This window comes from Curtobacterium sp. MCBA15_007 (assembly GCF_001864905.1).
Taxonomy (GTDB): Bacteria; Actinomycetota; Actinomycetes; order Actinomycetales; family Microbacteriaceae; genus Curtobacterium; species Curtobacterium poinsettiae.
Window position 1 is genome coordinate 16,413 of sequence record NZ_MJGM01000016.1, and the last position, 25,249, is coordinate 41,661.

27 protein-coding genes are annotated in these 25,249 nt (G+C 71.1%); 14 read left to right on the forward strand and 13 right to left on the reverse strand.

The genetic code is table 11. The features are described 5' to 3' along the window. The first annotated feature begins 94 nt into the window (after positions 1 to 94). Together BIU95_RS08765 and BIU95_RS08770 are read left to right on the forward strand one after the other, a co-directional pair. Complete coding sequence (locus BIU95_RS08765) at positions 95 to 634, forward strand: RNA polymerase sigma factor (protein WP_017886488.1); 540 nt, start codon at positions 95 to 97, stop codon at positions 632 to 634. Beyond that, on the forward strand, positions 624 to 1,400 hold the full coding sequence (locus BIU95_RS08770; protein WP_139179716.1) for a hypothetical protein: 777 nt from the start codon (positions 624 to 626) through the stop codon (positions 1,398 to 1,400). Before BIU95_RS08765 ends, BIU95_RS08770 begins: the two co-directional genes overlap by 11 nt. 72 nt (positions 1,401 to 1,472) lie before the next feature. On the opposite strand, the gene BIU95_RS08775 is transcribed toward BIU95_RS08770, so the two are convergent. Continuing rightward, positions 1,473 to 2,351, reverse strand: a complete 879-nt coding sequence (locus BIU95_RS08775; protein WP_017886487.1) for a LysR family transcriptional regulator — start codon at positions 2,349 to 2,351, stop codon at positions 1,473 to 1,475. An 81-nt stretch (positions 2,352 to 2,432) separates the two neighbouring features. On the opposite strand from BIU95_RS08775, the gene BIU95_RS08780 reads away from it, so the two are divergent. Continuing rightward, on the forward strand, positions 2,433 to 3,722 hold the full coding sequence (locus BIU95_RS08780) for an MFS transporter (protein ID WP_017886486.1): 1,290 nt from the start codon (positions 2,433 to 2,435) through the stop codon (positions 3,720 to 3,722). 99 nt (positions 3,723 to 3,821) lie between these two features. Continuing rightward, positions 3,822 to 4,427 carry a hypothetical protein gene (locus BIU95_RS08785; protein WP_017886485.1) on the forward strand — a complete coding sequence of 202 codons (606 nt, stop codon included), beginning with the start codon at positions 3,822 to 3,824 and terminating at the stop codon, positions 4,425 to 4,427. 104 nt (positions 4,428 to 4,531) lie between these two features. Here the strand turns inward: BIU95_RS08785 and BIU95_RS08790 are convergent, their stop codons facing one another. Continuing rightward, a complete protein-coding gene (locus tag BIU95_RS08790) occupies positions 4,532 to 5,446 on the reverse strand; it encodes a cation diffusion facilitator family transporter (RefSeq protein WP_017886484.1) in 915 nt (304 codons plus the stop codon). Between BIU95_RS08790 and BIU95_RS08795 the strand changes: the two genes are divergently transcribed. After that, positions 5,445 to 5,669 (forward strand): hypothetical protein, encoded by a 225-nt coding sequence (locus BIU95_RS08795; RefSeq protein WP_017886483.1) that lies wholly within the window; start codon positions 5,445 to 5,447, stop codon positions 5,667 to 5,669. The two genes, BIU95_RS08790 and BIU95_RS08795, sit on opposite strands and share 2 nt — an antisense overlap. Before the next feature lies 1 nt (position 5,670). After that, on the forward strand, positions 5,671 to 6,648 hold the full coding sequence (locus BIU95_RS08800) for an epimerase (protein ID WP_017886482.1): 978 nt from the start codon (positions 5,671 to 5,673) through the stop codon (positions 6,646 to 6,648). Here BIU95_RS08800 and BIU95_RS08805 read toward each other — a convergent pair. Further along, positions 6,617 to 7,609, reverse strand: a complete 993-nt coding sequence (locus BIU95_RS08805; RefSeq protein WP_071251477.1) for an EamA family transporter — start codon at positions 7,607 to 7,609, stop codon at positions 6,617 to 6,619. The two genes, BIU95_RS08800 and BIU95_RS08805, sit on opposite strands and share 32 nt — an antisense overlap. A 72-nt stretch (positions 7,610 to 7,681) precedes the next feature. On the opposite strand from BIU95_RS08805, the gene BIU95_RS08810 reads away from it, so the two are divergent. Next, the gene (locus BIU95_RS08810; protein ID WP_042538353.1) at positions 7,682 to 8,596 is read left to right on the forward strand and encodes a LysR family transcriptional regulator; all 915 of its coding nucleotides are present in this window, start codon (positions 7,682 to 7,684) and stop codon (positions 8,594 to 8,596) included. Positions 8,597 to 8,695: 99 nt separating this feature from the next. On the opposite strand, the gene BIU95_RS08815 is transcribed toward BIU95_RS08810, so the two are convergent. From BIU95_RS08815 to BIU95_RS08835, 5 genes are all read right to left on the reverse strand, one after another. Then, positions 8,696 to 9,460: a L,D-transpeptidase family protein gene (locus tag BIU95_RS08815; protein WP_052481717.1), complete on the reverse strand. Its 765-nt coding sequence runs from the start codon at positions 9,458 to 9,460 to the stop codon at positions 8,696 to 8,698. Positions 9,461 to 9,501: 41 nt separating this feature from the next. Beyond that, the gene (locus BIU95_RS08820; RefSeq protein ID WP_152427194.1) at positions 9,502 to 10,704 is read right to left on the reverse strand and encodes a hypothetical protein; all 1,203 of its coding nucleotides are present in this window, start codon (positions 10,702 to 10,704) and stop codon (positions 9,502 to 9,504) included. Positions 10,705 to 10,835: 131 nt separating this feature from the next. After that, on the reverse strand, positions 10,836 to 12,221 hold the full coding sequence (gene purB, locus BIU95_RS08825) for an adenylosuccinate lyase (RefSeq protein WP_042538357.1): 1,386 nt from the start codon (positions 12,219 to 12,221) through the stop codon (positions 10,836 to 10,838). Next, on the reverse strand, positions 12,218 to 12,730 hold the full coding sequence (locus BIU95_RS08830; protein ID WP_017886476.1) for a low molecular weight protein-tyrosine-phosphatase: 513 nt from the start codon (positions 12,728 to 12,730) through the stop codon (positions 12,218 to 12,220). Before BIU95_RS08830 ends, purB begins: the two co-directional genes overlap by 4 nt. A 47-nt stretch (positions 12,731 to 12,777) precedes the next feature. Beyond that, on the reverse strand, positions 12,778 to 13,176 hold the full coding sequence (locus BIU95_RS08835) for a phage holin family protein (protein ID WP_017886475.1): 399 nt from the start codon (positions 13,174 to 13,176) through the stop codon (positions 12,778 to 12,780). Positions 13,177 to 13,226: 50 nt separating this feature from the next. On the opposite strand from BIU95_RS08835, the gene BIU95_RS08840 reads away from it, so the two are divergent. The 5 genes from BIU95_RS08840 (at position 13,227) to BIU95_RS08860 (ending at position 18,939) form a co-directional block, all read left to right on the forward strand. Continuing rightward, a complete protein-coding gene (locus tag BIU95_RS08840) occupies positions 13,227 to 14,306 on the forward strand; it encodes a histidinol-phosphate transaminase (RefSeq protein WP_017886474.1) in 1,080 nt (359 codons plus the stop codon). Positions 14,307 to 14,329: 23 nt separating this feature from the next. Further along, complete coding sequence (locus tag BIU95_RS08845) at positions 14,330 to 15,466, forward strand: thiamine pyrophosphate-dependent dehydrogenase E1 component subunit alpha (protein ID WP_042538360.1); 1,137 nt, start codon at positions 14,330 to 14,332, stop codon at positions 15,464 to 15,466. A gap of 86 nt (positions 15,467 to 15,552) precedes the next feature. Then, positions 15,553 to 16,512 carry an alpha-ketoacid dehydrogenase subunit beta gene (locus BIU95_RS08850; RefSeq protein ID WP_071251492.1) on the forward strand — a complete coding sequence of 320 codons (960 nt, stop codon included), beginning with the start codon at positions 15,553 to 15,555 and terminating at the stop codon, positions 16,510 to 16,512. A gap of 57 nt (positions 16,513 to 16,569) precedes the next feature. Next, on the forward strand, positions 16,570 to 18,198 hold the full coding sequence (locus BIU95_RS08855) for a dihydrolipoamide acetyltransferase family protein (protein WP_071251478.1): 1,629 nt from the start codon (positions 16,570 to 16,572) through the stop codon (positions 18,196 to 18,198). A 159-nt stretch (positions 18,199 to 18,357) separates the two neighbouring features. Beyond that, the gene (locus tag BIU95_RS08860; RefSeq protein WP_056069697.1) at positions 18,358 to 18,939 is read left to right on the forward strand and encodes a GNAT family N-acetyltransferase; all 582 of its coding nucleotides are present in this window, start codon (positions 18,358 to 18,360) and stop codon (positions 18,937 to 18,939) included. 4 nt (positions 18,940 to 18,943) lie between these two features. On the opposite strand, the gene BIU95_RS08865 is transcribed toward BIU95_RS08860, so the two are convergent. The 3 genes from BIU95_RS08865 to BIU95_RS08875 form a co-directional block, all read right to left on the reverse strand. Further along, positions 18,944 to 19,582 (reverse strand): ABC transporter ATP-binding protein, encoded by a 639-nt coding sequence (locus BIU95_RS08865; protein WP_017886469.1) that lies wholly within the window; start codon positions 19,580 to 19,582, stop codon positions 18,944 to 18,946. Beyond that, positions 19,579 to 21,606 (reverse strand): hypothetical protein, encoded by a 2,028-nt coding sequence (locus BIU95_RS08870; protein ID WP_071251479.1) that lies wholly within the window; start codon positions 21,604 to 21,606, stop codon positions 19,579 to 19,581. The genes BIU95_RS08865 and BIU95_RS08870 overlap by 4 nt, the downstream gene beginning before the upstream one ends. Before the next feature lie 63 nt (positions 21,607 to 21,669). Next, positions 21,670 to 22,062, reverse strand: a complete 393-nt coding sequence (locus tag BIU95_RS08875; RefSeq protein ID WP_161598079.1) for a lactococcin 972 family bacteriocin — start codon at positions 22,060 to 22,062, stop codon at positions 21,670 to 21,672. A gap of 206 nt (positions 22,063 to 22,268) precedes the next feature. Here BIU95_RS08875 and BIU95_RS08880 point away from each other — a divergent pair, with 206 nt between their 5' ends. Then, positions 22,269 to 23,003 (forward strand): GntR family transcriptional regulator, encoded by a 735-nt coding sequence (locus BIU95_RS08880; RefSeq protein ID WP_017886466.1) that lies wholly within the window; start codon positions 22,269 to 22,271, stop codon positions 23,001 to 23,003. Positions 23,004 to 23,079: 76 nt separating this feature from the next. Here the strand turns inward: BIU95_RS08880 and BIU95_RS08885 are convergent, their stop codons facing one another. Then, positions 23,080 to 23,532 carry a glucose PTS transporter subunit IIA gene (locus tag BIU95_RS08885; protein WP_017886465.1) on the reverse strand — a complete coding sequence of 151 codons (453 nt, stop codon included), beginning with the start codon at positions 23,530 to 23,532 and terminating at the stop codon, positions 23,080 to 23,082. Beyond that, positions 23,529 to 23,765, reverse strand: a complete 237-nt coding sequence (locus BIU95_RS08890) for a PTS transporter subunit EIIB (protein WP_017886464.1) — start codon at positions 23,763 to 23,765, stop codon at positions 23,529 to 23,531. Before BIU95_RS08890 ends, BIU95_RS08885 begins: the two co-directional genes overlap by 4 nt. Positions 23,766 to 23,943: 178 nt before the next feature. On the opposite strand from BIU95_RS08890, the gene BIU95_RS08895 reads away from it, so the two are divergent. Continuing rightward, on the forward strand, positions 23,944 to 25,212 hold the full coding sequence (locus BIU95_RS08895; RefSeq protein ID WP_017886463.1) for a PTS transporter subunit EIIC: 1,269 nt from the start codon (positions 23,944 to 23,946) through the stop codon (positions 25,210 to 25,212). The last annotated feature ends 37 nt before the right edge of the window (positions 25,213 to 25,249 follow it).

Here is a 25,249-nt window from a genome sequence, read left to right on the forward strand (position 1 = left end):
TGGGCGGACACGCCCGAGGTCACGAATCCGGAACGGTCCTGTCAGGATCGCCTGTCCTGCCGACACCTCTGAGTGAAGGGGGTGGGATGTGGATGTGACGACCGGCACCGACACGGACGAAGGACTCGTCCGTGCGATGGCACAGGGAGACACCGGCGCGCTCGCCCGGGCGTTCGACCGGTACGCCGCCACCCTCACCCGCTACGCGTGGGCGCTGGTCGACGACCGGTCCGACGTCGAGGAGATCGTGCAGGACGCGTTCCTGACGCTCTGGCAGCGCGCCGCGACCCTCGAGCTGCCGGCGGACACGGTGCTGCCGTGGCTGCTCGTCGTGTGCCGCAACCACGCCTTCAACACCGGGCGCAAGCAGGCCCGGCGCCGCACGGACGAGCTCCCGGAGCACCTCGCCTCGCCCGCCGACCACGACGAGGCCCGCGAGACCCTGCGCTGGGTCCGCGCCGAGATCGCCGCGCTCCCGGACCTCGACCGCCGCATCTGCGAGCTCTGCCTGCTCGAGGGGCACTCGTACGCCGAGGCCGCCGAACTCCTCGGACTCACGGTCGGCGCGGTCACCCAGCGGGTGTCCCGCAACCGTCGACGACTCAAGAAGGTGGTGATGCACGATGAACACTGAGCCTCCGCAGGGAGACGACCTGCAGCGCATGCTCGTCTCGATGAAGCAGAACGTCCTCGAACGTGCCACCCCGCTCCCGAAGCGTCGTCGTGGCCGGTCCGGGATAGTCATCGGTGTCGTCGCGCTGCTCGCCGTCGGCACCGCCACCGGCGCCGTCGCCCTGACCCTGTCGCAGCAGAACGCCGACCCGGTCGCCGCTCCCACCCAGACCCGGCAGCCCGAGCCTGCGCCGTCCTCCACGACGCCGAGCTCCGCCCCGATCACGGGTGCCCCGGTGCCGAAGCCCACCCCGACGTCGACACCGACCCCCGTCGCGGCGACGATCCCCACGGACTGTCGCGCGCTCGTCCCCGCCGAGGACTACGACCGCTTCTTCGGTGACACCCCGCTGACGCAGGCCGACCCACCGTCGGGTACCGATCGAGTGCCGGATGGTCAGGACCCGGAGGGCACCCAGTCGAAGGTCTCCTGCTCGTGGCGTGACCCGCGCGCGGACGTGTCCGGGATCGAGGTCCGGGCCGGGACCGCCACCGAGGCGACCATCCAGCGGGAGATCGAGGAGTTCCCCGCGTACGACGGCGGCGGGACCTGCACGGAGCGTGACGGCGGAACCTTCTGCCAGTCCCGCGGGATCGTCGAGCCGTACGGCGTCGAGAAGGCCTACACGTACTTCGCCCGCGGTGACACCTGGATCACCATCGAACAGACCAACGTCCCGACCGACGGGCTCCTGCCCGCCCTCATCGCGACGTTCTGGGGGGACTGACGGACTGGAGGCACGTGGCGGACCCGACCCGTGCCTCCAGTCCGTCGGTGGGGCCGAACCCACCGCCCCGCGTCACCCCACCCGCGCCGCAACGATGTCGCGCGCCAGCGTCCGGACCGCGCGGCTCGGCTCCGGGGACGTCCGGACCGCCAGACCGATGCGGAGCGGGTCGACCTCGTCCTCCAGGTCGAGCACCGCACCGTCGTACCGCACCCCCGAGTCCGGCACGACCCCGACTCCGAGCCCGGCCGAGGCGAACCGGATCACGGCGGGCATGTCGTTCATCTCCGCGACGATGCGCCGACGGATCCCGAGCCGCTCGAGTGCCCCGTCGAGGATGATCCGGTTGCCGAACCCGTGCGCCGTGTCGATGAACGGTTCGTCGGCGAGTTCGGCGAGCGACACCGACGACCGGCCGGCGAGCGGGTGGTCCGCCGCGGTGAACACCCGGAACGGCATCTCCCGCAACGGCTCCACGACGACGCCGGCGGGCACGGTGGGCAGGCCCGTGTAGGCGATGTCGAGCCGCCCGGCGACCAGGTCCTGCACGAGGCCGGTCGTCCCCGACGGCGAGGTCATCAGCTCCACGGCGACGAGCGGGTGCTGCCGCCGGAACCGCTGCAGCACGCCCGTGAGGTCGACGATGTCCATGCTCGTGAAGATGCCGAGCCGCACCCGACCCCGCAGGTCGGCGTCGTCGGCGGTGGCCAGGTCACGCATCCGGTCGAGGGACTCGAGCACCGCGCGGGCATGGGGGAGCAGGTCCTCGCCGGCGGGGGTCAGCACGAGCTGTCGGCCGGTGCGGTCGAAGAGCCGCACGCCGAAGCTGCGCTCGAGCGAGGCGATGCCCGCGGACACCGTGGACTGCGCGGCCCAGAGCCGTTCCGCCGCCCGGGTGACGCTGCCCTCGGCGGCGACGGTGACGAACTGTTCGAGCAGTCGGGTCTCCATCGTCCGAGTATCGAACAGATCGATCGTGCACATCAAGCGCATCCGTTGGACTCGATGCACCGCGAGCGCGATCATCGGAGCATGTCAACCGTCACCGACACCCCGACGGGCACCGTCCCCGCCACCACCGCCGCTCCCGCATCCGCGAGCGACCGTGTCGTCGCCCCGCGCGGACGCCGTGTCCACACCCGTCGGCGCCACGGTTTCGGCTTCTGGGTCGTCGCCTTCGCGTTCCTCGCGGTGATGGCCTTCGCGACCGTCCCCGCACCCCTGTACGTCATCTACCAGGCCCGCGACGGCTTCCCGACCTTCACCACGACGGTCATCTTCGCGGCGTACGGGGTCGGGGTCGTCGGGTCGCTGTACCTGGCGGGACACCTCAGCGACGTGCACGGACGCCGTCCGCTCATCCTGGTGTCGATCGCCCTCGAACTCGTCGCCGCCGTGCTGTTCCTGCTCTGGAACGACGTCACCGGCCTCATCGTCGCCCGGCTCGTGACCGGCCTCGGCGTCGGGACGCTGACGGCGACCGCGACGGCACACCTCGGTGAGCTCCGGGTCCGTGCCACCGGGTCGAGCGACTCCGCGAAGGGCGCGAGCGTCGCTGCCGGGGCGGTGAACCTCGGTGGCCTGTCGCTCGGCGCCCTGGTCGGCGGAGCACTCGCCGAGTTCGTCGGGCAGCCGCTCATGGTCCCGTACGTGGTGTTCGTGATCGCGCTGGCCGTCGCGTTCGTGCTCGTGCTGGCCGCACCGGAGACGGTCGACCGTCCCGAGCAGCCCGTGGCCTACCGCCCGCAGCGCATGCAGGCGCCGGAGGGGCAGGGTGCCGCGTTCTGGGCCGCCGGGGCAGCCGCCTTCGCCGCACTCGCCGTGCAGGGGCTCTTCACCTCGGTCGCGCCGAGCTTCCTCGGTACCACCTTCCACGTCACCGACCGCCTGGCCGCCGGCGCCACGACCTTCGGGGTCTTCGCCGCGAGCGCGTTGTCGCAGATCGTCTTCGCCCGACTGTCGCAGCGGGCGCAGATCCGGCTCGGCATGGTGCTGCTGGTCGTCGGGCTGGTCGTCCTGGCCGTCGCCGCGGTGCTGCTGCAGGTCGCCGGGTTCATCGGCGGCGGGGTCGTCGCGGGTGCCGGCGTCGGCCTGCTGTTCCGTGCCGCGATCGGCAGTGCCGCAGCACTCGTCGGACCGGAGCGTCGGGGTGGCGTGCTCGCAGCCACGTTCCTCATCGCCTACGCCGGGCTCACCGTGCCGGTCGTGGCCGTCGGGGCAGCGCTGCTGGTGATCCCGACGCTGCCCGTCCTGATCGGGTACGTGGTGCTCGTCGCCGTCCTGGCCCTCGTCGCCGGCACCCGGCTGGCCGCGCGCGCCTGACGGCGGGCGGGCTTGGCGTCCGCCTCCCGCACCCGGAACCGGGTTCCGTCCTCCGTGATCCGGCCTGGAGGCGCGACCCACCTCCGGCATACTGGGCGCGTGCCCCAGAACCGCAACCGTCCCGTGATCACGGGGATCGCGGCCGTGGTGGCCGCGGGTCTCCTCGCCGGCGGGCTGTTCCTGACGGCACGGCAGGGCGCGGACGACCCGACCATCGACGTCGGCTCGGCCGCGCGGACGCCGAGCGACGCGTCGACCGCCACCGGCGACGGCACCGTCACGATCACCCGCATGGGGCCGGACCTGCCCGGGTCCGCCGCCCTGGCGCGGTGCGACAGCACTACCCAGGCCGCGGTCGCGCAGTACGAGACCCAGGCCCTGGGCCGCGTCACCCTGCAGTGCGGCACCGCGGCCCAGGGGTACGAGCACATCCGGGTGCGCCACACCGCTGACTGGCGCGACGTCGTCACCGGGCACGGCTCGCGCGACTGGGACGACGCCATGCTCACGGCGGTGCAGACCGCGCTCGAGGACCCCCGCCCCGGGTTCCCGCTCGACGTCGGCGACGGCAAGGTCTGCTACGCCGCACCCGTCCGGTTCGACGACGGTTCGCGCCCCGACGACGAGCCGTGGGTGAAGGTGATCGTCTCGGCCACCACCGACCGGGTGATCACGGCGTACCCCACGCGCACCGACGACTGCTGACCCGGCACCCGCGGACACCCGTTCTGCGACAGACCACGCGTCGATCACCTGGTGGATCGTCGCGGAACCGGGGCGCTGACGCCCGCACGCCCGAGCGCGGGACCCTACGCGTGCACCTCGTACTCGTGCCGCCGGTGCGACACCGGCTCCAACTGGAAGGTCGAGTGCTCCACCGGCACGTCGAAGTGCTCCGCCACACACCGCTGCAGCTCGTCGAGGATCGCAGGGGCGTGCGCTGTCGAGAAGCAGTGGTCGTCCACGACCACGTGCGCGGTCAGGTTCGGTACCCCGGTCGCCACGAGCGTCGCGTGCAGGTCGTGCACCGCGATGACGTGGTCGAGCTCGAGGATGTGGCCGCGCACGTCGTCGAGGTCGAGCCCCGGCGGCGTCGACTCGAGCAGCACGTTCGCGGTCTCACGCAGCAGCCGGATCGCTCGCGGCAGGATGAGCAGACCGATCAGGATCGCGGCGACGGAGTCCGCCCGCTCCCACCCGGTCAGCATGAGCACGATCGCCGCGATGATGACGGCGACCGACCCGAGTGTGTCGTTGAGGACCTCGAGCCGGGCGGCCCGCGAGGTGAACCCCTCGCCCGATGCCCGCAGCAGCACCGCGTAGGCCACCAGGTTGCCGACGAGGCCGACGATGCCGAACACGAGCAGCGGCCCGGAGTGGATCTCCTCCGGCACGACGAGCCGCTGGGCCGCCGAGATGATCACGTAGACCCCGACGGCGAGCAGGATGGCGGCCTGTGCGGTGGCCCCGAGGACCTCGGCCCGCTGGAAGCCCCAGGTGCGCTGCGCGGTCGGCGACCGGCGGGCGAGCCGCGTCGCGACGAGCCCGATGCCGAGTCCGCCGGTGTCGACGACCATGTGCCCGGCGTCGACGAGCAGCGCGAGCGAACCGGTGACCACGGCGCCGACGACCTCGGCCAGCAGGATGCCCGCCGAGATGCAGAACGCGATGAGCAGGGCGCGCTCCGAGGCGTGCCCGACGCCGTGCCCGTGGTCGTGTCCCATGTGCGACATCGTAGGGATCCGCACCGACGACATGCCAGGATCGAACCGTGAGCCGGTCGCGCTGCGCCTGGTCCCCACGCGTGTGACGCTCGTGGAACGATTCGATGACGAAGCCGACCTGCAGCGCGTGTCCCTGGTGCTCGCGGCACCGGTGGTCGGCACGCTGTACCGGTACGAGGGGGCGTTCCGGTACGAGATCGCGCCGGACACAGAACGGGGATGAGATGAGCGACCAGAAGGGCCGCGTCGTGATCGCGGGAGCGAGCGGCTTCGTGGGGCAGTACCTGCGGGACGCCTTCACGGAAGAGGGCTACCAGGTCGTCACGATCGGGCGGACCGGCGACGCCGTGTGGGGCAACACCATGCGCATCCGGGAACTCGTCGACGGCGCCGCCATCGTCGTGAACATGGCGGGCAAGAGCGTCAACTGCCGGTACGGCCGACGCAACCGCGCCGAGATCATGCGCTCGCGGGTGGACACCACGCTCGAGCTCGCCGAGGCCATCCGGACGTCCGAGCACCCGACGCCGCTGTGGTTGAACGCCTCGACCGCGACGATCTACCGGCACGCCGACGACCGCCCGCAGGACGAAGCGACGGGGGAGATCGGCGAGGGGTTCTCGGTCTCGGTGGCGCGCGCGTGGGAGGACGCCTTCTTCGGCGCCGACCTGCCCGGCACCCGTCGTGTGGCACTCCGGATGGCGATCGTGTTCGGCGACGGCAGCGCCCTGCTGCCGCTCCTCCGGCTCGCCCAGGCCGGCCTCGGTGGGCCGCAGTACGACGGGCCGTGGGTGCCGACCCGATCCCGGCTCCGCGCCGGCACCTACCACCACCACCGGCCCACCCACGGTCGGCAGCGGTTCAGCTGGGTGCACATCGCCGACGTCCTCGGGTCGATCCGGTTCCTCCGCGACCACCCGGAGATCGAGGGGCCGGTGAACGTGTCGAGCCCGAACCCGTCCGACAACCGAACCGTCATGGCGACCATCCGCGACGCCGTCGGGCGCCGGTTCGGGGTGCCGACGTTCCGGTGGATGCTCGAGCTCGGGTCGTTCGTGATCCGCACCGAGACCGAACTCGTGCTGAAGAGCCGGTGGGTGGTGCCGACCCGGCTGACCGAGGCCGGCTACGAGTTCCGCTACCCGCACCTGCGTGGGGCGCTCGCCGGGATCATCGCGGAGCGTCGCCAGCACCGGGGCTGAGCACCGTAACCGGGACCCCGTCGATCGGGGCCGGGGCCGGTGCCGGGGCCGGTGCCGGGGCCGCGGCTGGCGCCGGGTACGCTCCCGGCCGTGGCCCGCGGGCCGGGCGCGACGACCACAGCACGGCGGCCACGACGACCGCGCCGGCGAGCACCTCGACCAGGTCGGGCACCTCGCCGAAGGCCGCCCACGACGCGAGCACCCCGACCACCGGCACGAGCATCGAGAACGGTGCGACCGTGCTCGACGGGTAGGCCGCTAGCAGCCGTGACCAGATGCCGTAGCCCACCAGGGTGGCGACGACCACGATGTACAACAGGCCCAGGTCGGCGGGCAGCGCGGCCGCCGTGAACGCCGAACCGAGTGCGGTGCCGATGCGGTCCGGCCCCTCGACCACGAGCGACAGCACAACCATCGGGACCGGTGGCACGACGGACCACCACAGGGTCAGGTGCAGCGGGTTCGCGGCTCCCGCTCGTCGGGTCGCGACGTTGCCGATCGCCCACCCGAGCGCACCGCACAGTGCGAGCACGACCGGCAGCAGCGCGGCGGTCTGCGAGCGGTGCAGGGCGATCGCGGCGAGGGCGGCCACGGCGACGGTGACCCCGACGACCTGCCGTCCGGTCAGCCGCTCGCGCAGGAACACCCCGGCCAGCACCACCGTGAACGGCGCGGAGGCCTGCAGCACCAGCGAGGCGAGCCCCGACGGCATGCCGGACGCCATGCTGAGGTACAGGAACGAGAACTGCAGCACCCCGAGCCCCAGGCCGACGAGCAGCAGCCGCCCGAACGGGATCCGGGGCCGCGGCACGAACAGCAGCGTCGGGACCGCCAGGATCGCGAACCGCAGCGCTGCGAGCAGGAACGGCGGGAAGTGCTCGAGCGCGAGTGCCGTCGCGGGGAAGTTCAGTCCCCAGACCACGGCGACGACGACGGCGAGGAGACGGTCTCGGGCGGTCATGCTCCTCATCGTCCCGGGCACGACGTTGTAGGTCCATCGAAACCTTCGCGAACCACGATGTAGGGTCCCTGCATGGTCGACTTCGACGTGCAGCTGCTGGCGGTCCTGCGGGAGCTCGCCGAGCGGGGGAGTGTCACCGCCGTCGCCGAGGCCACCCACCGCACACCGAGCGCCGTCTCCCAGCAGCTGCATACCCTGCAACGGCAGGTCGGGGTCCCGCTGGTCGAACGCGTCGGCCGCGGGGTCCGGCTGACCCCGCACGGCGAGGTGCTCGCCGGCCTGGCGTCCGGGGTCGCCACCGCCATCGCGCGGGTGGACGCCGCCTGGCAGGAGCACCTGGGCGGGACGACCGGACCGGTGTCGCTGGCGATCTTCCCGTCGGCGGCGGAACTGCTGCTGCCCGGCGTGCTCACCCGGATGCAGGCGCACCCGGGCATCGCGTTGACCCTGGTCGACGTGGACGTCAGCGAGGGAGACTTCGCACCGCTCGCGGCGGACCACGACGTGGTCGTCGGGCACCGGTCGGACGGCGTCCGACCGGCCGACCAAGGATCGGTGGAGACCGTCCCGCTGCTCAGGGAGCCCCTCGACGTGGCCCTGCCACCAGGCCACGCCCTGGCCGGCCGCGCGCGCGTGGGCATCGACGAGGTCGTCGGGGAGACGTGGATCGGCGTCCCGGAGGGGTACCCGATCGACCGGGTCCTGCACGCCATGGCCGCGGCGACGGACACCCCGCCGAGCGTCGCGTTCCGCACGATCCACCTGCCGCTCATCGAGAACCTGGTGGCCGCCGGGCACGGCATCGCGCTCGTCCCGCGGTACACGACGGGCACGCGGGCCGCCGGCCGCTTCCACCTGGCCGAGCTCGCCGACGTCCGTGCCGGACGTCGCATCGAGGCACTCGTCCGCCCCGACCGTGCCGTCCGTCCCGTGGTGCGCACCGTCCTGGAGGCCCTGGTCGCCGTCGCCCTGGACGTCACCACCTGAGACGGTTGCGCCTACTGCCGGGCGCACGCCGTGCCTCCAGGCCGTGGGCGGGCCACGGGCGGGCCGCGGCAGACGCGCTTCTGTGGCGGCGTGACCGCGTCAGCGCACCTGGAACGGGGTGCCGAGCGGCAGGCGCTCCGCCAGCGCGGTGATGTGGTCGTTGTGCATGCGGATGCAGCCGTGCGATGCGGCGGTGCCGATGCTGGACGTGTCGTCGGTGCCGTGCAGCCCGATCTGTCCGGGGCCGCCGCCGAACGAGTTGAGCACGTCCGAGAACGCCGTCGTGCCGTACGCGTACGGGCCGTAGCCCTCGTTCGTCGGCGCGAGCAGCTCGGTCAGGGCGAACCGACCGGTCGGCGACGGGGTGCCACCGGTGCCGGTGGCGACGGGGTAGCTGTCGACGACCTTGCCGGCCTTGTACAGGTCGAGGGTGTTCGTCGAACGGGTGACGACGATCGCGTACGGGTCCTCGGACAGGGTGACGGCGCTGGTCGGCACCCAGCCCGTGCTGCCGTTCGGGCGCTGTGCGAGCTGCACCTCGGCCCAGCCGTCCTGCTGGTCGACGACCCGGAGGACGAGCGGGGCTCCGGACGCCTGCGGGTTCTCGAGGGTCTGCGTCGCCTTGCCACCCGCGCTCGCGCTGACCGGGACGGACGCGCCCGTGGCGGCAGCGACCGTGGTGCTGGTCGGGGCGTCGATCCCGTCGACCGGTGCTGCCGATCGGGTCGGCTTCGGCGTCGTCGGGGTGGGGGTCGGTGCGGCGGCGGACCGCGTGGGGGTCGGGGCGGGTGCGGCTGACAGGGGGCCGAACGCGACGAACGCGACGGCCCCCGCACAGACGACGGCCACGGCGGCGGCGATCACAGTCGCACGCCGCCGTGGCTCGGTCGGGAGGATCGGCAAGATCAGCCCGTGAAGGTCGCCGTTCCGGGCACCGGGACGGCAACCGGAGCCGTGCCCGGGTCGCCGGCGGCGGCCGGGTCGGCGATGAAGGAGCCGTCGGCCGAAGCGGTCTGGCTCGAGGATCGGCCTTCGAGCGTGGCGGTGTACGCGCCGGCGCTCACGGCACCCTCGGGCAGGACCACCACGACGACGACGTCGCCCTCATCGTCCGCCACCGAAGCATTGGTGCGGATCGAGTAGGTCTCGCCGCCCTGCGTGACGGTCGCCGCGACGGACTCGTTCGGGGCGAAGCCTGCACCCGTCACCTGGAATCCGGTGAGGGTCTGCGAAACGCGCAAGGACGTCGGCGCGTCGGCGGTCGCGGTGGGCTGCGGCGTGAAGTACGTCGTGGTGTCGTCGACGCGGAGCGCGGAGATCGAACCGCTGGCGTCGGCGGCGAGGGCCTGGCCGTTGACCTCGAGCGGCGAGGCGAGGCTCTTCAGCTCGGTGCCGGGCACCTCGGCGGTCGGAGCCGGAGCGCCGTTCACGGTCGGGGCCGGGGTGGGCTGGTCGGTCGGGGCCGGCGTCTCGGTGGGCTCGGTCGGCGGAGTGGTGATCTCGCCGGCGATGTCGAGGCCGACGTACACGACGTAGCCGACGACCTCGGCGTCCGCGTCACGCAGGTCGGCGGCGAGCTCGGCCGACGACTCGACGTCACCGGTGGAGGGGTCGATCCAGTTCTTGGTGCCGTCGACGCTCGCGCCGCCATCCGTGACGGGCTCGTCGGTGGCGAAGACCACGGACTGCGCGGTGGAGTCGCCGCCTGCCTGCACGGCGAGACCGAACGACGTCGCCCCGGTCGTCGTCATGCTGATGCCGGAAGCGAGGGCCGGGACGGCGCTCGGGGCCACGGGCTTGTTCAGGCCACGGATCAGTGCAACGGCTTCGCCCTCGGAGACCGACAGGCCGTCCTCGTCGATCGTGGCGTGGTCGGTGATCGTGCCACCGCCGCCCACGTCGGTGATGTCCGCCCAGTACCACTGGTCGGTCAGCGGGAACGTGCCGGTCGGCGCGGCCGTGAAGTCGTCGGCCGAGTCGGTCCAGGTGACGATGGCCGAAGCGGAGCCGTCCGTCGACAGGGCGGTCGAGACCGTCGGGACGAGGGCGGCGGAGACGCCGAGCACGGTGGCGCCGACGGCGGCCGCGGTGATGCGAGAACGAAGCACGGTGTGGAGATCCATCCGGTCAGTGGACAGGGTGCATCCACTGCGACGCCCCCCCGTGCTGAGATGTACTCAGCAGCTCCAACCTATCGAACCGCTCAGGTTTCCGCATCCCCCAGCTCGCGCCGCCGCGCTCAGACGTCGAGGTGGTCGACCAGCTCGTCCGCCAGGCCCGTGTAGGTCGCCGGCGTCAGGTTGGTCAGCCGGGCCTTCGCGCCGTCCGAGATGTCCAGGCGGTTCACGAAGACGATCAGGTCCTGCTGGCTCACCCGCTTGCCCCGCGTGAGCTCCTTGAGCATCGCGTAGGGGTCCTCGATGTTCGACTGTCCGGCGGTGACCTCGGCGCGGATGACCGTCTGGATGGCCTCGGCGAGGACCTCCCAGTTGTGGTCGAGGTCGTCGGCGAGCTTGGCCTCGTTCACGGCGATCTCGCCCAGACCACGGCGCAGGTTGTCGAGCGCGAGCAGCGAGTGCCCGAACGCGACGCCGATGTTCCGCTGCGTCGTGGAGTCGGTCAGGTCGCGCTGCAGGCGGCTCGTCACGAGCGTCTCGGACAGCGTCGAGAAGATCGCCGACGAGATCTCGAGGTTCGCCTCGGCGTTCTCGAACTTGATCGGGTTGATCTTGTGCGGCATGGTCGACGACCCGGTGGCACCCGCGACGGGGATCTGCGTGAAGTACCCCATCGAGATGTAGGTCCACACGTCGGTCGCCAGGTTGTGCAGGATCCGGTTGGCGTGACGCACCCGGTCGTACAGCTCGGCCTGCCAGTCGTGCGACTCGATCTGCGTGGTGAGCGGGTTCCACGTCAGGCCGAGGCCCTCGACGAACTCGCGGGACAGGGCGGGCCAGTCGGCCTCGGGGTCCGCGGCGAGGTGCGCGGAGAAGGTGCCGGTCGCGCCGGAGAACTTGCCGAGGTACTCGCCGCCCTCGATCTGGGCGAGCACGCGCTCGAGCCGGTAGACGACGACCGCGAGCTCCTTACCGAGCGTCGTGGGGGTCGCCGGCTGGCCGTGCGTGTGCGAGAGCATCGGCACGCTCCGCAGCTCGACGGCGAGCGTCCGGAGCTTCTCGAGCACGGCCCGGAAGCCGGGGAGCCAGACCTGCTCGACGGTGTCCCGCACGGTGAGCGCGTAGGACAGGTTGTTGACGTCCTCGCTCGTGGCGGCGAAGTGGGTGAGCTCGGCGATCGCGTCGAGCCCGAGCTCGGACAGTCGGCGGCGCACGAAGTACTCGACGGCCTTCACGTCGTGACGGGTCGTCGCCTCGATCTCGGCGAGCTCCGCGATCTGGTCCTGGCCGAAGGTCTCGACGATCCGACGGAGTGCCGCCTTGTCGTCGACGCTGAGCGGCGACGTGGTGAACATGGCGTGGTCGGTCAGGAAGATGAGCCACTCGACCTCGACCACGATGCGCGCGCGGTTGAGGCCGGCCTCGGAGAGGTGCTCGCCCACCGTGTGCACGATCGGGTAGTAGCGCCCGTCGAGCGGGCTGATCGGCTGCGGGGGAAGGGGGGTCATGGGGCTCCCTGACGGACTGCCGGCTCGAGCTGGTGGAAGAGCGCCCGGCAGGCCCGTTCGACGGTCGAGAGCACTCGGTCGAACTCGTGCCGGTCCGCGTAGTACGGGTCCGGCACGTCGGCCTGCTGGGGCCAGGCGGCGTCGTACCGCAACAGGAGCGTCACCTTGGCGGAGTCGTCCATGGTCGGGGCCCACGAACGCAGGATGCGCTCGTGGGAGCGGTCGAGTGCGACCACCAGGTCGAGGTCCGGGAACCGGTCCGGGTCGAACTGACGGGCGCGATGCCTGCTGCCATCGTATCCGCGCGCCGCCAGCGCTGCGATCGTGCGCTCGTCGGCGGGTTCACCCACGTGCCAGTCACCCGTGCCGGCCGACTCCACCTGGAAACGGTCCGCGAGACCGGCGTCGGCGGCGATCTGCGCGAACACGACACCGGCCATGGGGGAGCGGCAGATGTTGCCGCTGCAGACGAACGAGACGCGGAACGGGGCGTCGACGTCCTGGGTCATGAGCACATCATGACGCAGGGCGGGGTCCTCCGCGAGGTCCGCCGACCTCACGCCCGCTGGCGGTTGAGCACCGGCCGGGCGAAGAGCCCGATCAGCCAGGCGAAGACCGCGAGCACGAAGGCACCGACGATGCCCCAGCCGAAGGAGTCGACCTCGAGCCCGAAGCCGAACGCCTCCGAGATGCCGGCGACGATGAGCAACAGGATCGCGTTGACGACGAACGAGATGAGCCCGAGCGTCAGGATGTAGATCGGGAAGGCCACGATCCGGATCAGCGTGCCGATCACGGCGTTCACGAGGCCGAACACGAACGCCACGAGCAGGAAGGTGAGCACGGTCGCGGTGGTCCCGCCGTCACCGAACGGCGTCACGGAGACGCCGCTGACGATCAGCGTGGTGAGCCAGAGCGCGAGGGCGTTGACGACGAGGCGGACGAGGAATCGCATGCGTCCATGATGCCCTCCGCCACCCGCGCACGGGCCGGTAGCCTGAACCCGTGACCGAGCAGCGTGTGCACATCCGGCCCGAGGTGGCCGTCCTCCCCGCCTACAAGCAGGGACGTCAGGCGTCCGACTCCGCCTTCAAGCTGTCGAGCAACGAGAACCCGTTCCCGCCGCTCCCCGGGGTCGTCCAGGCCGTGCAGGCCCAGACGTCGTTCAACCGCTACCCCGACGCCACGGCCCTCGCCCTGCGCGCCGTGCTGGCCAACCGCTTCGGGCTGACCGCCGAGCAGGTGCACGTCGCCCCGGGCAGCGTGGCGATCCTGCACGAGCTCGCCCGCGCCACCTCCGGCCCCGGTGACGAGATCGTCTACGCCTGGCGTTCGTTCGAGGCCTACCCGGGGGTCGTCACGGTCGCCGGTGCCACGAGCGTGCAGGTGCCGAACCGTGCCGACGGCGGGCACGACCTGGACGCGATGGCCGCTGCCGTCACCGAGCGCACCCGCATGGTGCTCGTCTGCTCACCGAACAACCCGACGGGGCCGATCGTGACCGCCGCGGAGTTCGACGCGTTCATGGCAGCGGTGCCGCAGTCGGTGCTGATCGTGCTCGACGAGGCATACGCCGAGTTCGTGACCGACGAGGCAGCGGTCCACGGCCACCCGCTGCTCGCCGCGCACCCCAACCTCGTGGTCCTCCGCACCTTCTCGAAGGCGTACGGGCTGGCCGGCCTCCGGGTGGGCTACGCGCTCGGTCCGGACTACGTCCTCGACGCCGTCCGTGCCTGCGCCATCCCACTGTCCGTGACCGCCCAGGGCCAGGCTGCAGCGCTCGCCAGCCTGGAACGCGAGGCCGAACTGCTCGAACGCGTGACCGAGATCGCGGCGCTGCGCGACCGGATCGTCGCCGAGCTCCGGGCCCAGGGTTGGGACGTCCCCGACGCCCAGGGCAACTTCCTCTGGCTGCCGACGGGGGACCGCACGGCAACCGCCGCGGCCGCGTTCGAGGACGCCGGGATCATCGTCCGGGCCTTCCCGCCGGAGGGCATCCGCATCTCGATCGGCGAGCACGAAGCTGTGGGAACGCTCCTCGAAACAGCCCGCTCACTTGTGGGGGACCTCCAGGTGGCCGACTAGTGGCTGGCGCTACGCTGGCCCGCATGTCATTCCGCGCCGCGGCTCCCGCGACGACCACCGTCCGGCTCCTCGACCCCCAGGGTCGGTTCGTGGAGACCGACGAGAACGCCGAGTTCGCCGCCGCCGCGCGAGCGATCCCGGACGAGACCCTGCTGGCGATGCACCGCCGCATGGTGCTCACCCGTCGGTTCGACCACGCCGGCCACAACCTGCAGCGCACCGGCCAGCTCGGCCTGTGGGTGCCCAGCCACGGGCAGGAAGCTGCGCAGACCGGCTCCGCCTTCGCCCTTCGCGCCCAGGACCACGTGTTCCCGTCGTACCGCGAGCACGCCGTCACGATGCACCGCGGCGTCGAGCCGATGGAGATCATCGCGATGTACCGCGGGCAGACCCACGGCGGGTGGGACCCGGACCAGCGCGGCAACACGCACATCTCCACCCTGGTGATCGGCTCGCAGACCCTGCACGCCACCGGGTACGCGCTCGGCCAGAAGCTCGACGGCGACGTCGGCACGGGCGACCCGGACCGCGACGCCTGCTCGATCGTCTACTTCGGCGACGGCGCCACCAGCCAGGGCGACGTGAACGAGGCCTTCGTGTTCTCCGCGTCGACCAAGGCGCCGGTCGTCTTCTTCCTGCAGAACAACCACTGGGCCATCTCGGTGCCGGTGTCGGTGCAGTCCCCGACGCCGCTCGTCGACCGCCCGCGCGGCTTCGGGATCCCGAGCGTCCTGATCGACGGCAACGACATCCTCGCGTCCTACACGGCCTCGGTCGTCGCGACCGAGCACGCCCGCAGCGGCCAGGGCCCGGCCTTCATCGAGGCCGACACCTACCGCATCGGTGCGCACACCAGCTCGGACGACCCGAGCCGCTACCGCGCCGACGGGGAGCTCGAGGAGTGGGTCCTCCGCGACCCGATCGTCCGGTCCGAGGCGTACCTGCGCTCGAAGGGCGCGACGGACGAGCAGTTCGCCGCGTTCGACGCAGAGGGCGAGGACATCGCCGCCGACGTCCGCCGCCGAACCGTCGCCCTGACAGCACCGTCCGTCGACGTCATGTTCGACAACGTGTACCGCGAACCGCACCCGCGGATCGCCGAGCAGAAGGCCTGGCTCGCCCAGTACGAGGCCGGCTTCGAAGGGGGCGCCCACGCATGAGCACCACCGAGCAGCTCTTCGACTACACCCTGCGCTCCCACCCGGGCGCCGGCGAGGTCCCGAGCGACCCCACCCCGACCCTGCCGATGGCCAAGGCCCTGAACGCCGGGCTCGCCGCGGCCATGGAAGCGGACGACAAGGTCCTGCTGATGGGCGAGGACATCGGCCAGCTGGGCGGCGTCTTCCGCATCACCGAGGGCCTGCAGGACCGCTTCGGGCCCGAGCGCGTGCGGGACACCCCGCTCGCCGAGGCCGGCATCATCGGCACCGCGATCGGCCTCGCCCTGCGCGGCTACCGCCCGGTCGTCGAGATCCAGTTCGACGGCTTCGTGTGGCCCGGTTTCGACCAGATCACCTCGCAGCTCGCGAAGATGGCGAACCGCCTGCCGGCGCACATGTCGTTGCCCGTCGTCATCCGCATCCCGTACGGCGGCCACATCGGCGCCGTGGAGCACCACCAGGAATCCCCCGAGGCGTACTTCGCGCACACCCCGGGTCTGCGGGTCGTCAGCCCGAGCACCCCGAACGACGCCTACTGGATGATCCAGGAAGCCATCGCGTCCAAGGACCCGGTGGTCTTCCTCGAGCCGAAGTCGCGCTACTGGCCCAAGGGCCAGGTGGACCTGGTCGACGGCCACGTCCCGATGCACACCACCCGCGTCGCCCGCACCGGCACCGAGGTCACCCTCGTCGGCCACGGCGCGATGGTCGCCACCCTGATGCAGGCCGCGGACATCGCCGAGGCCGAGGGCACCAGCTGCGAGGTCATCGACCTCCGCTCGATCTCGCCGATCGACTGGGAGCCGCTGGTCGCATCGGTCCGCAAGACCGGTCGCCTGGTCATCGCGCAAGAGGCCTCCGGCTTCGTCAGCGTCGGCAGCGAGATCGCCGCGACCGTCGCCGAGCGGGCGTTCTACACGATGCAGGCACCGCCGCTCCGGGTCTCCGGGTTCGACGTGCCGTTCCCGGTCTCGAAGCTCGAGCACCTGCACCTGCCGGATGCGGACCGCATCCTCGAGGCCGTCGACCGCGCCCTCGCCTACTGACCCGTCCGACCGAGGACCCGTCCGACCGAGCTCGACCAGATCCACGAAGGAGCCGTAGTGGCCGCCGCCGAATTCCCCCTGCCCGACGTGGGTGAAGGTCTCACCGAGGCCGAGATCGTGCAGTGGCGCGTCGCGATCGGCGACGAGATCGCCGTCGACCAGGTGCTCGTCGAGATCGAGACCGCGAAGTCGCTGGTCGAGCTGCCGTCGCCGTTCGCCGGCACCGTCACCGGCCTGCTGGTGTCCGAGGGTGACACGGTCGAGGTCGGCAAGCCGATCATCCGCGTCGACTCGGACGCGTCGGTCGCGTCCGGAGCCGCGCTCACGCCCCCTGCCGAGCAGCCTGTCGAGCAGCCCGTCGAGCAGCCTGGAGGCGCGACGCCCGTCGCCCAGACCGCCCCGGTCTCGCCGGTGGTCGCGTCCACCCCTCCGGCCGCCGCCGCCCCGTCGGCCCCGGTCGCGCAGACCCCTCCCGCTCCCGCGGCAGCCGCGGCCCCGGCACCGGTCGCGCCTGCTCCGGCTGCTGCCCCCGCGGCAGCTGCGGCACCCGCGACGCCGGCCCAGCCGGTCGCGGTCGACGCCTCCGTCCACGGGACGGACGAGTCCTCCGGCGCCGTCCTCGTCGGCTACGGCTCGGCGACCTCGTCGCCGTCCCGTCGCAAGCCGGGCGCCCGCCGGGCCGCAGCGCTCGCGGCTGAGGCGAGCCGTGCCTCCAGTGCGGACACCGCGGCGGCGGCCGAAGCCTCCGTCGACCCGGGCGAGGAGCGCACGGCCGAGGCCATCAGCGCTCTCGGGACGGGCTCCGCGCACAAGCAGAGCACCGCGACCAACGTGCTGGCGAAGCCGCCGATCCGGAAGCTCGCGAAGGACCTCGGCGTCGAACTGACCGAGATCGTCGCGACCGGTCTCGCCGGCGAGGTCACCCGCGACGACGTCATCCGGCACGCGAAGCAGGCCAGCGTCTTCCGCAACATCGAGACGCCCGAGTGGGGCGAGGTCCGCAGCGAGACGATCCCGGTCAAGGGCGTCCGCAAGGCCATTGCCACCGCGATGACGACGTCCGCGTTCACGGCACCGCACGTGTCGCTCTTCGTCGACGTCGACGCGACCCACACGATGGAGTTCGTCAAGCGGCTCAAGGCCTCGCCGACGTTCGCCGGCGTCAAGGTCTCGCCGCTGCTCATCGTCGCGAAGGCCGTCATCTGGGCCGTCCGCCGCAACCGTTCGGTGAACTCGACCTGGACCGACCGCGAGATCATCGTCCACCACTTCGTGAACCTCGGCATCGCCGCGGCGACCCCCCGCGGGCTCATCGTGCCGAACATCAAGGACGCGCAGGACATGTCGCTGCTCGAGCTGGCGCAGGCGCTCGAGGAACTCACCCTGACCGCCCGCGACGGGAAGACGACGCCGAAGCAGATGGCGAACGGCACCGTGTCGATCACGAACATCGGTGTGTTCGGCATGGACACCGGCACCCCGATCCTCAACCCGGGCGAGGTCGCGATCGTCGCCATGGGCACGATCAAGCCGAAGCCGTGGGTCGTCGACGGCGAGGTCCGCTCGCGCATGGTGACGACCATCGGTGCCTCGTTCGACCACCGGGTCGTCGACGGTGACGTGGCCTCCCGCTTCGTGCACGACGTCGCTTCGGTGCTCGAGGAGCCCGCGCTCCTGCTCGACTGAGCGCCGGTCAGCGGCTCTCTCGTCGGTCGTTCCGCTTCGTGAGCAGAAATGGTCGGGTTGCTTCGAGCCACTCGACCATTTCTGTTCCCCATCTGCGGGCTTCCGCAAACGTCGCGTGGTGTTCACACGGATGTCGGGGGTCGGCGGCATGATCAGTGCATGGTCCACCAGCTCCTGACCCCCTCGCAGGAGATCCGAACGGATCGCCTCCTGCTCGCCCCGCTGACGCCGGCCGACATCGACGACGTGCACGCGCTCTTCTCGGACGCCCGCACGTGGCAGCACCTGCCCACCGGACGGCACGTGGCGCGGAGCTCGAGTGTGGACATGGTCCAGCGCAAGATCGGCGGTCGTGCGCGGCACGGCCTCGGGTCGTGGGCTGTCCGCAGCGCCTCGGACCACGCCTTCGTCGGCGTCGGGGGGATCGACATGACCGCCGGCGGGGTCTGGAACCTCGGCTACCGCCTGGCGCCGGCCGCCTGGGGGCAGGGTTTCGCGTCCGAGATCGCGCTCGCTGCCGTCCGTGCCGCCGGCGACACCGCTCCCGACGTCCCGGTGACCGGCCGGGTGCTCACGAACAACCCTGCTTCCGCCGCTGTACTGCGTCGAGCTGGGCTGTCGCTGGTGTGGCAGGGGGCTCCCGCCGCGCAGAACCGTGCGGCCGCCGGCGTCGAGGGGCAGGTCTGGACCGATCGGCTGCTCTCCGACGAGCAGTTCGCCTGGCTCGTCGCCAACGCCTGACCCGTCAGCGAGCGGGTCCACTGAGCGTGATGCTCCGTGCGGCGCGCGCTTCGACCGATGACGAGTGTGTCGCGATCAGGACGGCCGCTCCGTCGGCCGCCAGTTCGTCCAGCAGGTCGAGCACCATCGCGGCGTTGCCGTCGTCGAGGGCACTCGTCGGCTCGTCCGCGAGGATGACCGACGGACGCTTCACCAGGAGCCGTGCCATCGCGACGCGCTGCTGCTCGCCGCCGCTGAGCTCGTGGACCCGGTCGGTTCCGCGTCCGGCCAGACCGACACGTTCCAGGGCCTCACCCGTCCGGAGGCCTCGGTGTCTCCGCCGTCCGTCCGGCAGGCGAACCACGTCGACGTTCGACTGGACCGTCATGTCGGGTACCAACCCGAAGTCCTGGAACAGGTACCCGAGGTGGCGCCGCCGGATCAGTCGTGCTCGCCGCTCGTTCGAGCCTGCCGACTCACCGTTGATCCGGATCGTGCCGCCGTCGAGCGCATCGATGTGCCCGACACAGTCGAGCAGCGTCGACTTCCCGCAGCCGCTCGGCCCGACCAAGCCGACGATCTCACCCCGTGCCACATCGAACGTCAGGTCGTGCCACAGTGCATGGCCTCCGCGACGCTTCGACGCGTTCCGTACCTCGATCATCGTGATCCGTTCCCTCGGTTGCGTGCAGTCCTCCGTGCCGTGACGGCCATGACGACGAGGCTGGTGGCGCTCACCGCCGCGAGTGTCACGAGGGCGAGCGCCGCGGCGACTCCGGCCGACTGCACGACCGGGTCGAGTGCCGATCTGAGCCCGCTTCCGTCCGGCCGTTGCGACCACCAGGTGTTGACGACGGCGATGACGGCGATCGATACCAGGCCGGCTTCGATCGTCAACAGGCCAGCATCGGTGCGGACGGGCGAGACGCCACTGGTGAACTTCGCGAACATCGCGCGGCCGTGACGGCGTCGGTGCGCGATCGTGGCGACCATACCGAGCATGACGCTGACGGCGAGGGTGCTGACCAGGGTGCCCGTCCCGATCGCCACGGTCATCGCTGCATGCCGTGCCTGTTCCGCCGCAGACTGACCCACCGCGACGACCGCGCTGAACTCGGTGCGGAGGCCCGATGCGCCGATCGACCGCTCGGCGGCAGCACGGGATGTGAAGACGACGTCTCCGGTCGACAACCACGATCCGAGTTCATCGGCCGAGAAGACGTCGCCCGGTGTGGGGACGACCACGATCACGGCGTCTTCGAGCCACGCGCGCGACGACGCGTCGTCCGGGTACGAGTAGACCTGCTGACGTGCCAGCGTGCCACCGGTGACGTGCTCGAGGAGGGCCGCGGGTGCGTCCCGCAACTGCCATTCGGTCAAGCCCTCGACGAGCCGCTCGCGGGAGAGGCCACTGTCGGCGGGCATCCACACGGCGATCTCCGCGCCGTCGGTGGTGATGCGGGCCCCGTCCTCGGAACGGACGTCCTGCAGGTCGAGGTAGCCCTGGTCGACGACGAGCGCAGGGACCGTGGACTTCCCGCTGCCACTCGACACCTCGACCGCAGCGGCGAGGAACGCATCACGCCGTTCGAGTGCCCCGCCGGCGAAGTCACCGATGCTGTCCCAGTAGGCCTGCTCCTCGACCGGGCGCGGATCCGGGGTGACCCAGAGCTGGACGGTTTCGCCGGCCGCCCGCAGATCCCGTTCAGCCGTCCCCTGTCGTGCGGTGGTCACCGCGCCGGTCAGTTCGAAGACGGCCGCGACGAGCACCAGCAGCGCGGGCACCCGCGCGATCTGTGCGACGAGCAGGAGCGCGCCCGCTGGTCGAGCGCCTCGCAGTGCGCCGACCAACGGCTGTCGGCACGCGACCACCGTGCCCATCGTGTGCGCGACGACGACCGGTACGAGCAGCCCCACGCAGAACGCGGAGATCGCGACGGCGAGGGTCGCCGCCGAAGCGAGCCCGTTGTAGAACCAGAGCCCGATGGCGGCGACGGGTACCCCGATGGCGGTGACGAGCACGGCGGTCCGGAGCTCAGCCAGTTCCTGGATGACGATGGCGGCTGTGGTGTCTCCGTGCAGTCGGCGGACTGCGCTGCGGCGAGGGGCCCCGACGGTCGTCATCAGACAGAGCGCCACGCATCCCGAGACGAGTGCTCCGACCAGGGCCAGGGTCTGATCCAGGCCGTCGGTGACGCCGATGCGTTGCAGGAGCGGCACGCGCTCCACGCTGACCTCGTACCCGGCGTCGGCCAGTGCGCGCACGGTGGCTCGCCGAGCGTCGTCGTCCCCGAATACCGAGTACGAGCCGGTCGGGTCGAACTGGTCGAGTTCCGACATCGGACGGACGGTGGTGACCATCGACCTCGTGAAGTCCTCGTACCCGTCGAGGAGCCAGCCGGCACCGCGGCTCGAAGGCGCGTCGGTGACGAGCGCCACGCGGCGCGTCGTCGGAGCCGCGCGGTCCGCCACCATCCGCGCGATCGTCGCGTGCTCGGCCTCGGCGACCTGCTTGAGTGCGGTCGCGACCCGCTGGTTCGATCCGGTCTCGGCACCGGCGGCAGCGGTCACCACGGACGAGGCGCCCACGATGCCGGCTTCGCTGACCTGCACCAGGCCGACGAAGCCCAGGACGGAAGCCAGGAGGGGTGGGACGAGGTAGGCGAGCGTCACCGAGCGGATGTTCATGGTCCCCCTTGCGGCGAGCGTGAGCCGGAGCGGACGGTCGCTCGGGACCGCCCGCTCCCGGTCTCAGCAGTTGTGGTAGTACGCCTTGTTGCCGCTGCGTGCCTTCGGTGTCATCGCCATCGCGTACCGGCCGCCTGGCACGTTCGTGACGCGCTTCGACTTCTTGCCGACCGCAGTCGCGCCGTGGCACCGCTTCTCGCGGAAGTAGTTCGACCAGGTGTCGTCCTTGCCGACGCCCCACTGCCAGAAGCTCCCGCCCCCGCCGTCGTTGTTGGTACCGATGCCGCTGGTCTCACCGCCTGCACTCCCGCCGGATGCAGCGACGGCCACTCCGCCGGCTTCCGACCCTGATCCCATGACCTCGAACTGCGCAGCTGAGGCCGCCGTCGCAGTGCCCGTGATCAGGCCGACGGTGAGACCGAGGCCGACGAGCATCTTCGTTCTGGACTTGCGCACGACTGTTTCCTCCCATGTGCCCCCCGATGAGGCTCGACCGATCGTGGCAGCCATGCACAACTGATGTCAAGAATCTGAAATGCATGTGTCACCGAGACCGGGTTGGCTGACGTTGGTCTTCCCGGCCTGACTCGCTACTGTGATGGGGACTGGTCATGTCCGCGCATGACCACCGCCCAGGACCAGCAACGGAGCACGAGGGACGCATGACGAGCCGCATCACCGAGGGTGCCGAACCGAAGCACCAGCAGCTGCGGCGCATCCTGCTCGACCTCGTCACCACGCGGCTGGCTCCCGGTGCTGCGATCCCGTCCGAACGGCAGCTCATCGCCGAGTACGGCGTCTCACGGATCACCGTGCGTGAGGCCCTCGGGCAGCTGGTCAACGAGGGCTACCTGGAGCGCGTCCGTGGCAAGGGCACCTTCGTGGCGCACCGGCCCGTGCAGTCGACGCTGCACCTCGCCTCGTTCACCGAGGAGATGCGGGCGATGGGACACGAGCCGACCACCGTCGTGCTCGTGCGCGAGGAGCGGGTGCCGCCGGCCGACACTGCGGCGGCCCTGCGGATCGACCCCGACGTGCCGGCCTTCCACGTGAAGCGCCTGCGGATGGCCGATGGTGCCCCGGTGTCGATCGACGACGCCTGGCTCGTGGCCGATGCGTTCCCGGGCCTGCTCGACCATGACCTGTCGGGGTCGGTGTACTCGATCATCGCCACGGAGTACGGCACCCCGATCGACCGCGCGCAGCAGACCGTCGCGGCGAACCCGGCGGCCGACGACGTCGCGACGCTGCTCGGCACGAAGACCGGAGCGCCGGTGCTCGAGTTCGACCGGGTGTCGTACGCGGGGGAGCGGCCCGTGGAGCACACCCGCAGCTGGTACCGCTCGGACCGCTACCGCGTGCAGATGGAGGTCACCGCGACCCCCGCGGTCGCGTAGTCCGCCCGACAACGCGAAAGCGACTGTGTGCTGCGGGTGTTCCGCAGTACCCAGTCGCTCTGGCGAGGAAGAACCCCTAGACCTCGTACAGGGTGTCGCCGTCGAGCACCGTGGTGCCGACGGTTCCCTGGTCGATGCTGTCCGGCGTCGAACCGAGCACGACGACCGGGCAGATCGGCGAGTACCCGGCAGCCGAGATCACCGAGGGGGTGAACCGGACGACGGGGTCGCCGGCGGTGACGGTGTCGCCCTCGGTCGCGAGGAGCTCGAAGCCCTCGCCGGCGAGCTTCACTGTGTCGATGCCGACGTGCACCAGGACGTCGGCACCAGCGGCACCCTGCAGGGCGAATGCGTGCGGGTGCAGCTTGACGATGGTGCCGTCGACGGGGGCCACCGCGGTGACCGCACCCTCGACACCCGTCGGGTCGACCGCGACGCCGGCGCCGACGAGCTGCCCGGCGAACACGGGGTCGGGCACGTCGGCGAGGGCGACGACCGGTCCGCCGAAGGGGGTGCGGACGACGGTCACAGTTCGTCCTGGATGTCCTGCGCGAGGTTGTCGGCGACCGTGCCGACGATGACCTGCCAGCCGGTGCCGCCACCGACGACGGCCTGGGCTCCGGCTGCCTGCAGGGCGGCCTTGTCGACCAGGTCCCCGTCCTCGACCTCGACGCGGAGGCGCGTGATGCAGCCCTCGACCTCTTCGATGTTCTCGGCGCCGCCGAGTGCGGCGATGATGTCGGCTGCCTTGATGTCGGCCATCGTTTCCTCCTCGTTAAGGGTTTGCGTCGCAGGTTGACACCGGACCGCTCTCGGATCAGACTACGGAACTGGTCATGACCGGACAGGACCGGACCTGGCGACACCGCCGAGGTTACCTGCGCTGGCTGCACGACTCAACTCACCCCGACAGCTCCACCCAATGACGAGAGGACCTCCGATGAGCGCCACCACTGCCGCGGATGTGCCGGAGAAGAAGAAGCCGAAGAAGCAGTCACGGCTGTTCGCACAAGCCCAGCGCCTCGGACGGAGCCTGCTCCTGCCGATCGCGGTCATGCCCGCCGCGGGCATCCTGCTCCGCATCGGCCAGCCAGACCTCCTCGGGGCGATCCCCGGCTTCGGCAAGTGGGCCGGAGTCATCTCGGCTGCTGGCAACGGTGTCTTCAACTGGCTGCCGTTGCTCTTCGCGGTGGGCATCGCGATCGGCTGGGCGAAGAAGTCGGACGGCACCACCGCCCTCGCCGCGGTCGTCGGCTACATGGTCATGTTCGAGGTCTGGAAGGTGATGTCGCCGATCGTCCTCGACGGCGTGAAGGACGCCAACGGCGACCAGGCGATGATCAACTTCGGGGTGCTCGGCGGCATCGTGATGGGGCTCGTCTCCGCGGTCATGTGGGAGAAGTTCCACCGTACGAAGATGCCCGACTTCCTGGGGTTCTTCTCGGGCCGCCGCCTCGTCCCCATCCTCACCGCGGTCGCGGGTCTCGTCATCGCCGTCGCGATGTCGTTCGTCTACCGCTACTTCGACATCGCGCTGACCGCGGCGGGGACGGCCGTGGCCGACAACGCCGTCATCGGCGGCGGCATCTTCGGCTTCGTGAACCGCATGCTCATCCCGATCGGGCTGCACCAGCTGCTCAACTTCTTCCCGTGGTTCCAGCTCGGCAGCTTCACGGGCGCGGACGGCGTGATCTACCACGGCGACATCGCTCGGTTCCTCAACGGCGACCCGACCGCCGGCATCTTCCAGACCGGCTTCTTCCCGATCATGATGTTCGCGCTGCCCGCCGGTGCCCTGGCGATCTGGCGCAACGCCAAGCCGCAGAACCGCAAGCTCGTCGGCGGCATCATGATCTCCGCCGCACTGACCTCGTTCGTGACGGGCATCACCGAGCCGCTCGAGTACTCGTTCATGTTCGTCGCGTTCCCGCTCTACGTGATCCACGCGGTGCTCACGGGTACGTCCCTCGCCCTGGTGAACGCCCTGGGGATCCACGACGGCTTCTCGTTCTCGGCCGGTGCGATCGACTACGTGCTGAACTTCGGCAAGGCGGACGGTGCGATCTGGCTCATCCCGATCGGCCTCGGCTACGCGGTCGTCTACTACTTCCTGTTCAGTTTCGTGATCAAGAAGTGGAACCTCCGCACGCCCGGGCGTGAAGAGGACACGATCGCCGAGAACACGATCGACGCGGCCACCAAGCCGTAGACGCGAGCGTCTCTGAAACGGGAGGCCCGGTGCCAGC

Coding starts and splice junctions, on each gene's coding strand:
- BIU95_RS08795 (WP_017886483.1), top strand. CDS start 5,445: ATGTGCGACATCGTAGGGATCCGCACCGACGACATGCCAGGATCGAAC.
- BIU95_RS08895 (WP_017886463.1), top strand. CDS start 23,944: ATGAGCGCCACCACTGCCGCGGATGTGCCGGAGAAGAAGAAGCCGAAG.
- BIU95_RS08775 (WP_017886487.1), bottom strand. CDS start 2,351: ATGGAGACCCGACTGCTCGAACAGTTCGTCACCGTCGCCGCCGAGGGC.
- BIU95_RS08790 (WP_017886484.1), bottom strand. CDS start 5,446: ATGGGACACGACCACGGGCACGGCGTCGGGCACGCCTCGGAGCGCGCC.
- BIU95_RS08870 (WP_071251479.1), bottom strand. CDS start 21,606: ATGAACATCCGCTCGGTGACGCTCGCCTACCTCGTCCCACCCCTCCTG.
- BIU95_RS08860 (WP_056069697.1), top strand. CDS start 18,358: ATGGTCCACCAGCTCCTGACCCCCTCGCAGGAGATCCGAACGGATCGC.
- BIU95_RS08805 (WP_071251477.1), bottom strand. CDS start 7,609: ATGACCGCCCGAGACCGTCTCCTCGCCGTCGTCGTCGCCGTGGTCTGG.
- BIU95_RS08850 (WP_071251492.1), top strand. CDS start 15,553: ATGGCCAAGGCCCTGAACGCCGGGCTCGCCGCGGCCATGGAAGCGGAC.
- BIU95_RS08810 (WP_042538353.1), top strand. CDS start 7,682: ATGGTCGACTTCGACGTGCAGCTGCTGGCGGTCCTGCGGGAGCTCGCC.
- BIU95_RS08800 (WP_017886482.1), top strand. CDS start 5,671: ATGAGCGACCAGAAGGGCCGCGTCGTGATCGCGGGAGCGAGCGGCTTC.
- BIU95_RS08770 (WP_139179716.1), top strand. CDS start 624: ATGAACACTGAGCCTCCGCAGGGAGACGACCTGCAGCGCATGCTCGTC.
- BIU95_RS08780 (WP_017886486.1), top strand. CDS start 2,433: ATGTCAACCGTCACCGACACCCCGACGGGCACCGTCCCCGCCACCACC.
- BIU95_RS08890 (WP_017886464.1), bottom strand. CDS start 23,765: ATGGCCGACATCAAGGCAGCCGACATCATCGCCGCACTCGGCGGCGCC.
- BIU95_RS08865 (WP_017886469.1), bottom strand. CDS start 19,582: ATGATCGAGGTACGGAACGCGTCGAAGCGTCGCGGAGGCCATGCACTG.
- BIU95_RS08835 (WP_017886475.1), bottom strand. CDS start 13,176: ATGCGATTCCTCGTCCGCCTCGTCGTCAACGCCCTCGCGCTCTGGCTC.
- BIU95_RS08830 (WP_017886476.1), bottom strand. CDS start 12,730: ATGACCCAGGACGTCGACGCCCCGTTCCGCGTCTCGTTCGTCTGCAGC.
- purB (WP_042538357.1), bottom strand. CDS start 12,221: ATGACCCCCCTTCCCCCGCAGCCGATCAGCCCGCTCGACGGGCGCTAC.
- BIU95_RS08880 (WP_017886466.1), top strand. CDS start 22,269: ATGACGAGCCGCATCACCGAGGGTGCCGAACCGAAGCACCAGCAGCTG.
- BIU95_RS08845 (WP_042538360.1), top strand. CDS start 14,330: ATGTCATTCCGCGCCGCGGCTCCCGCGACGACCACCGTCCGGCTCCTC.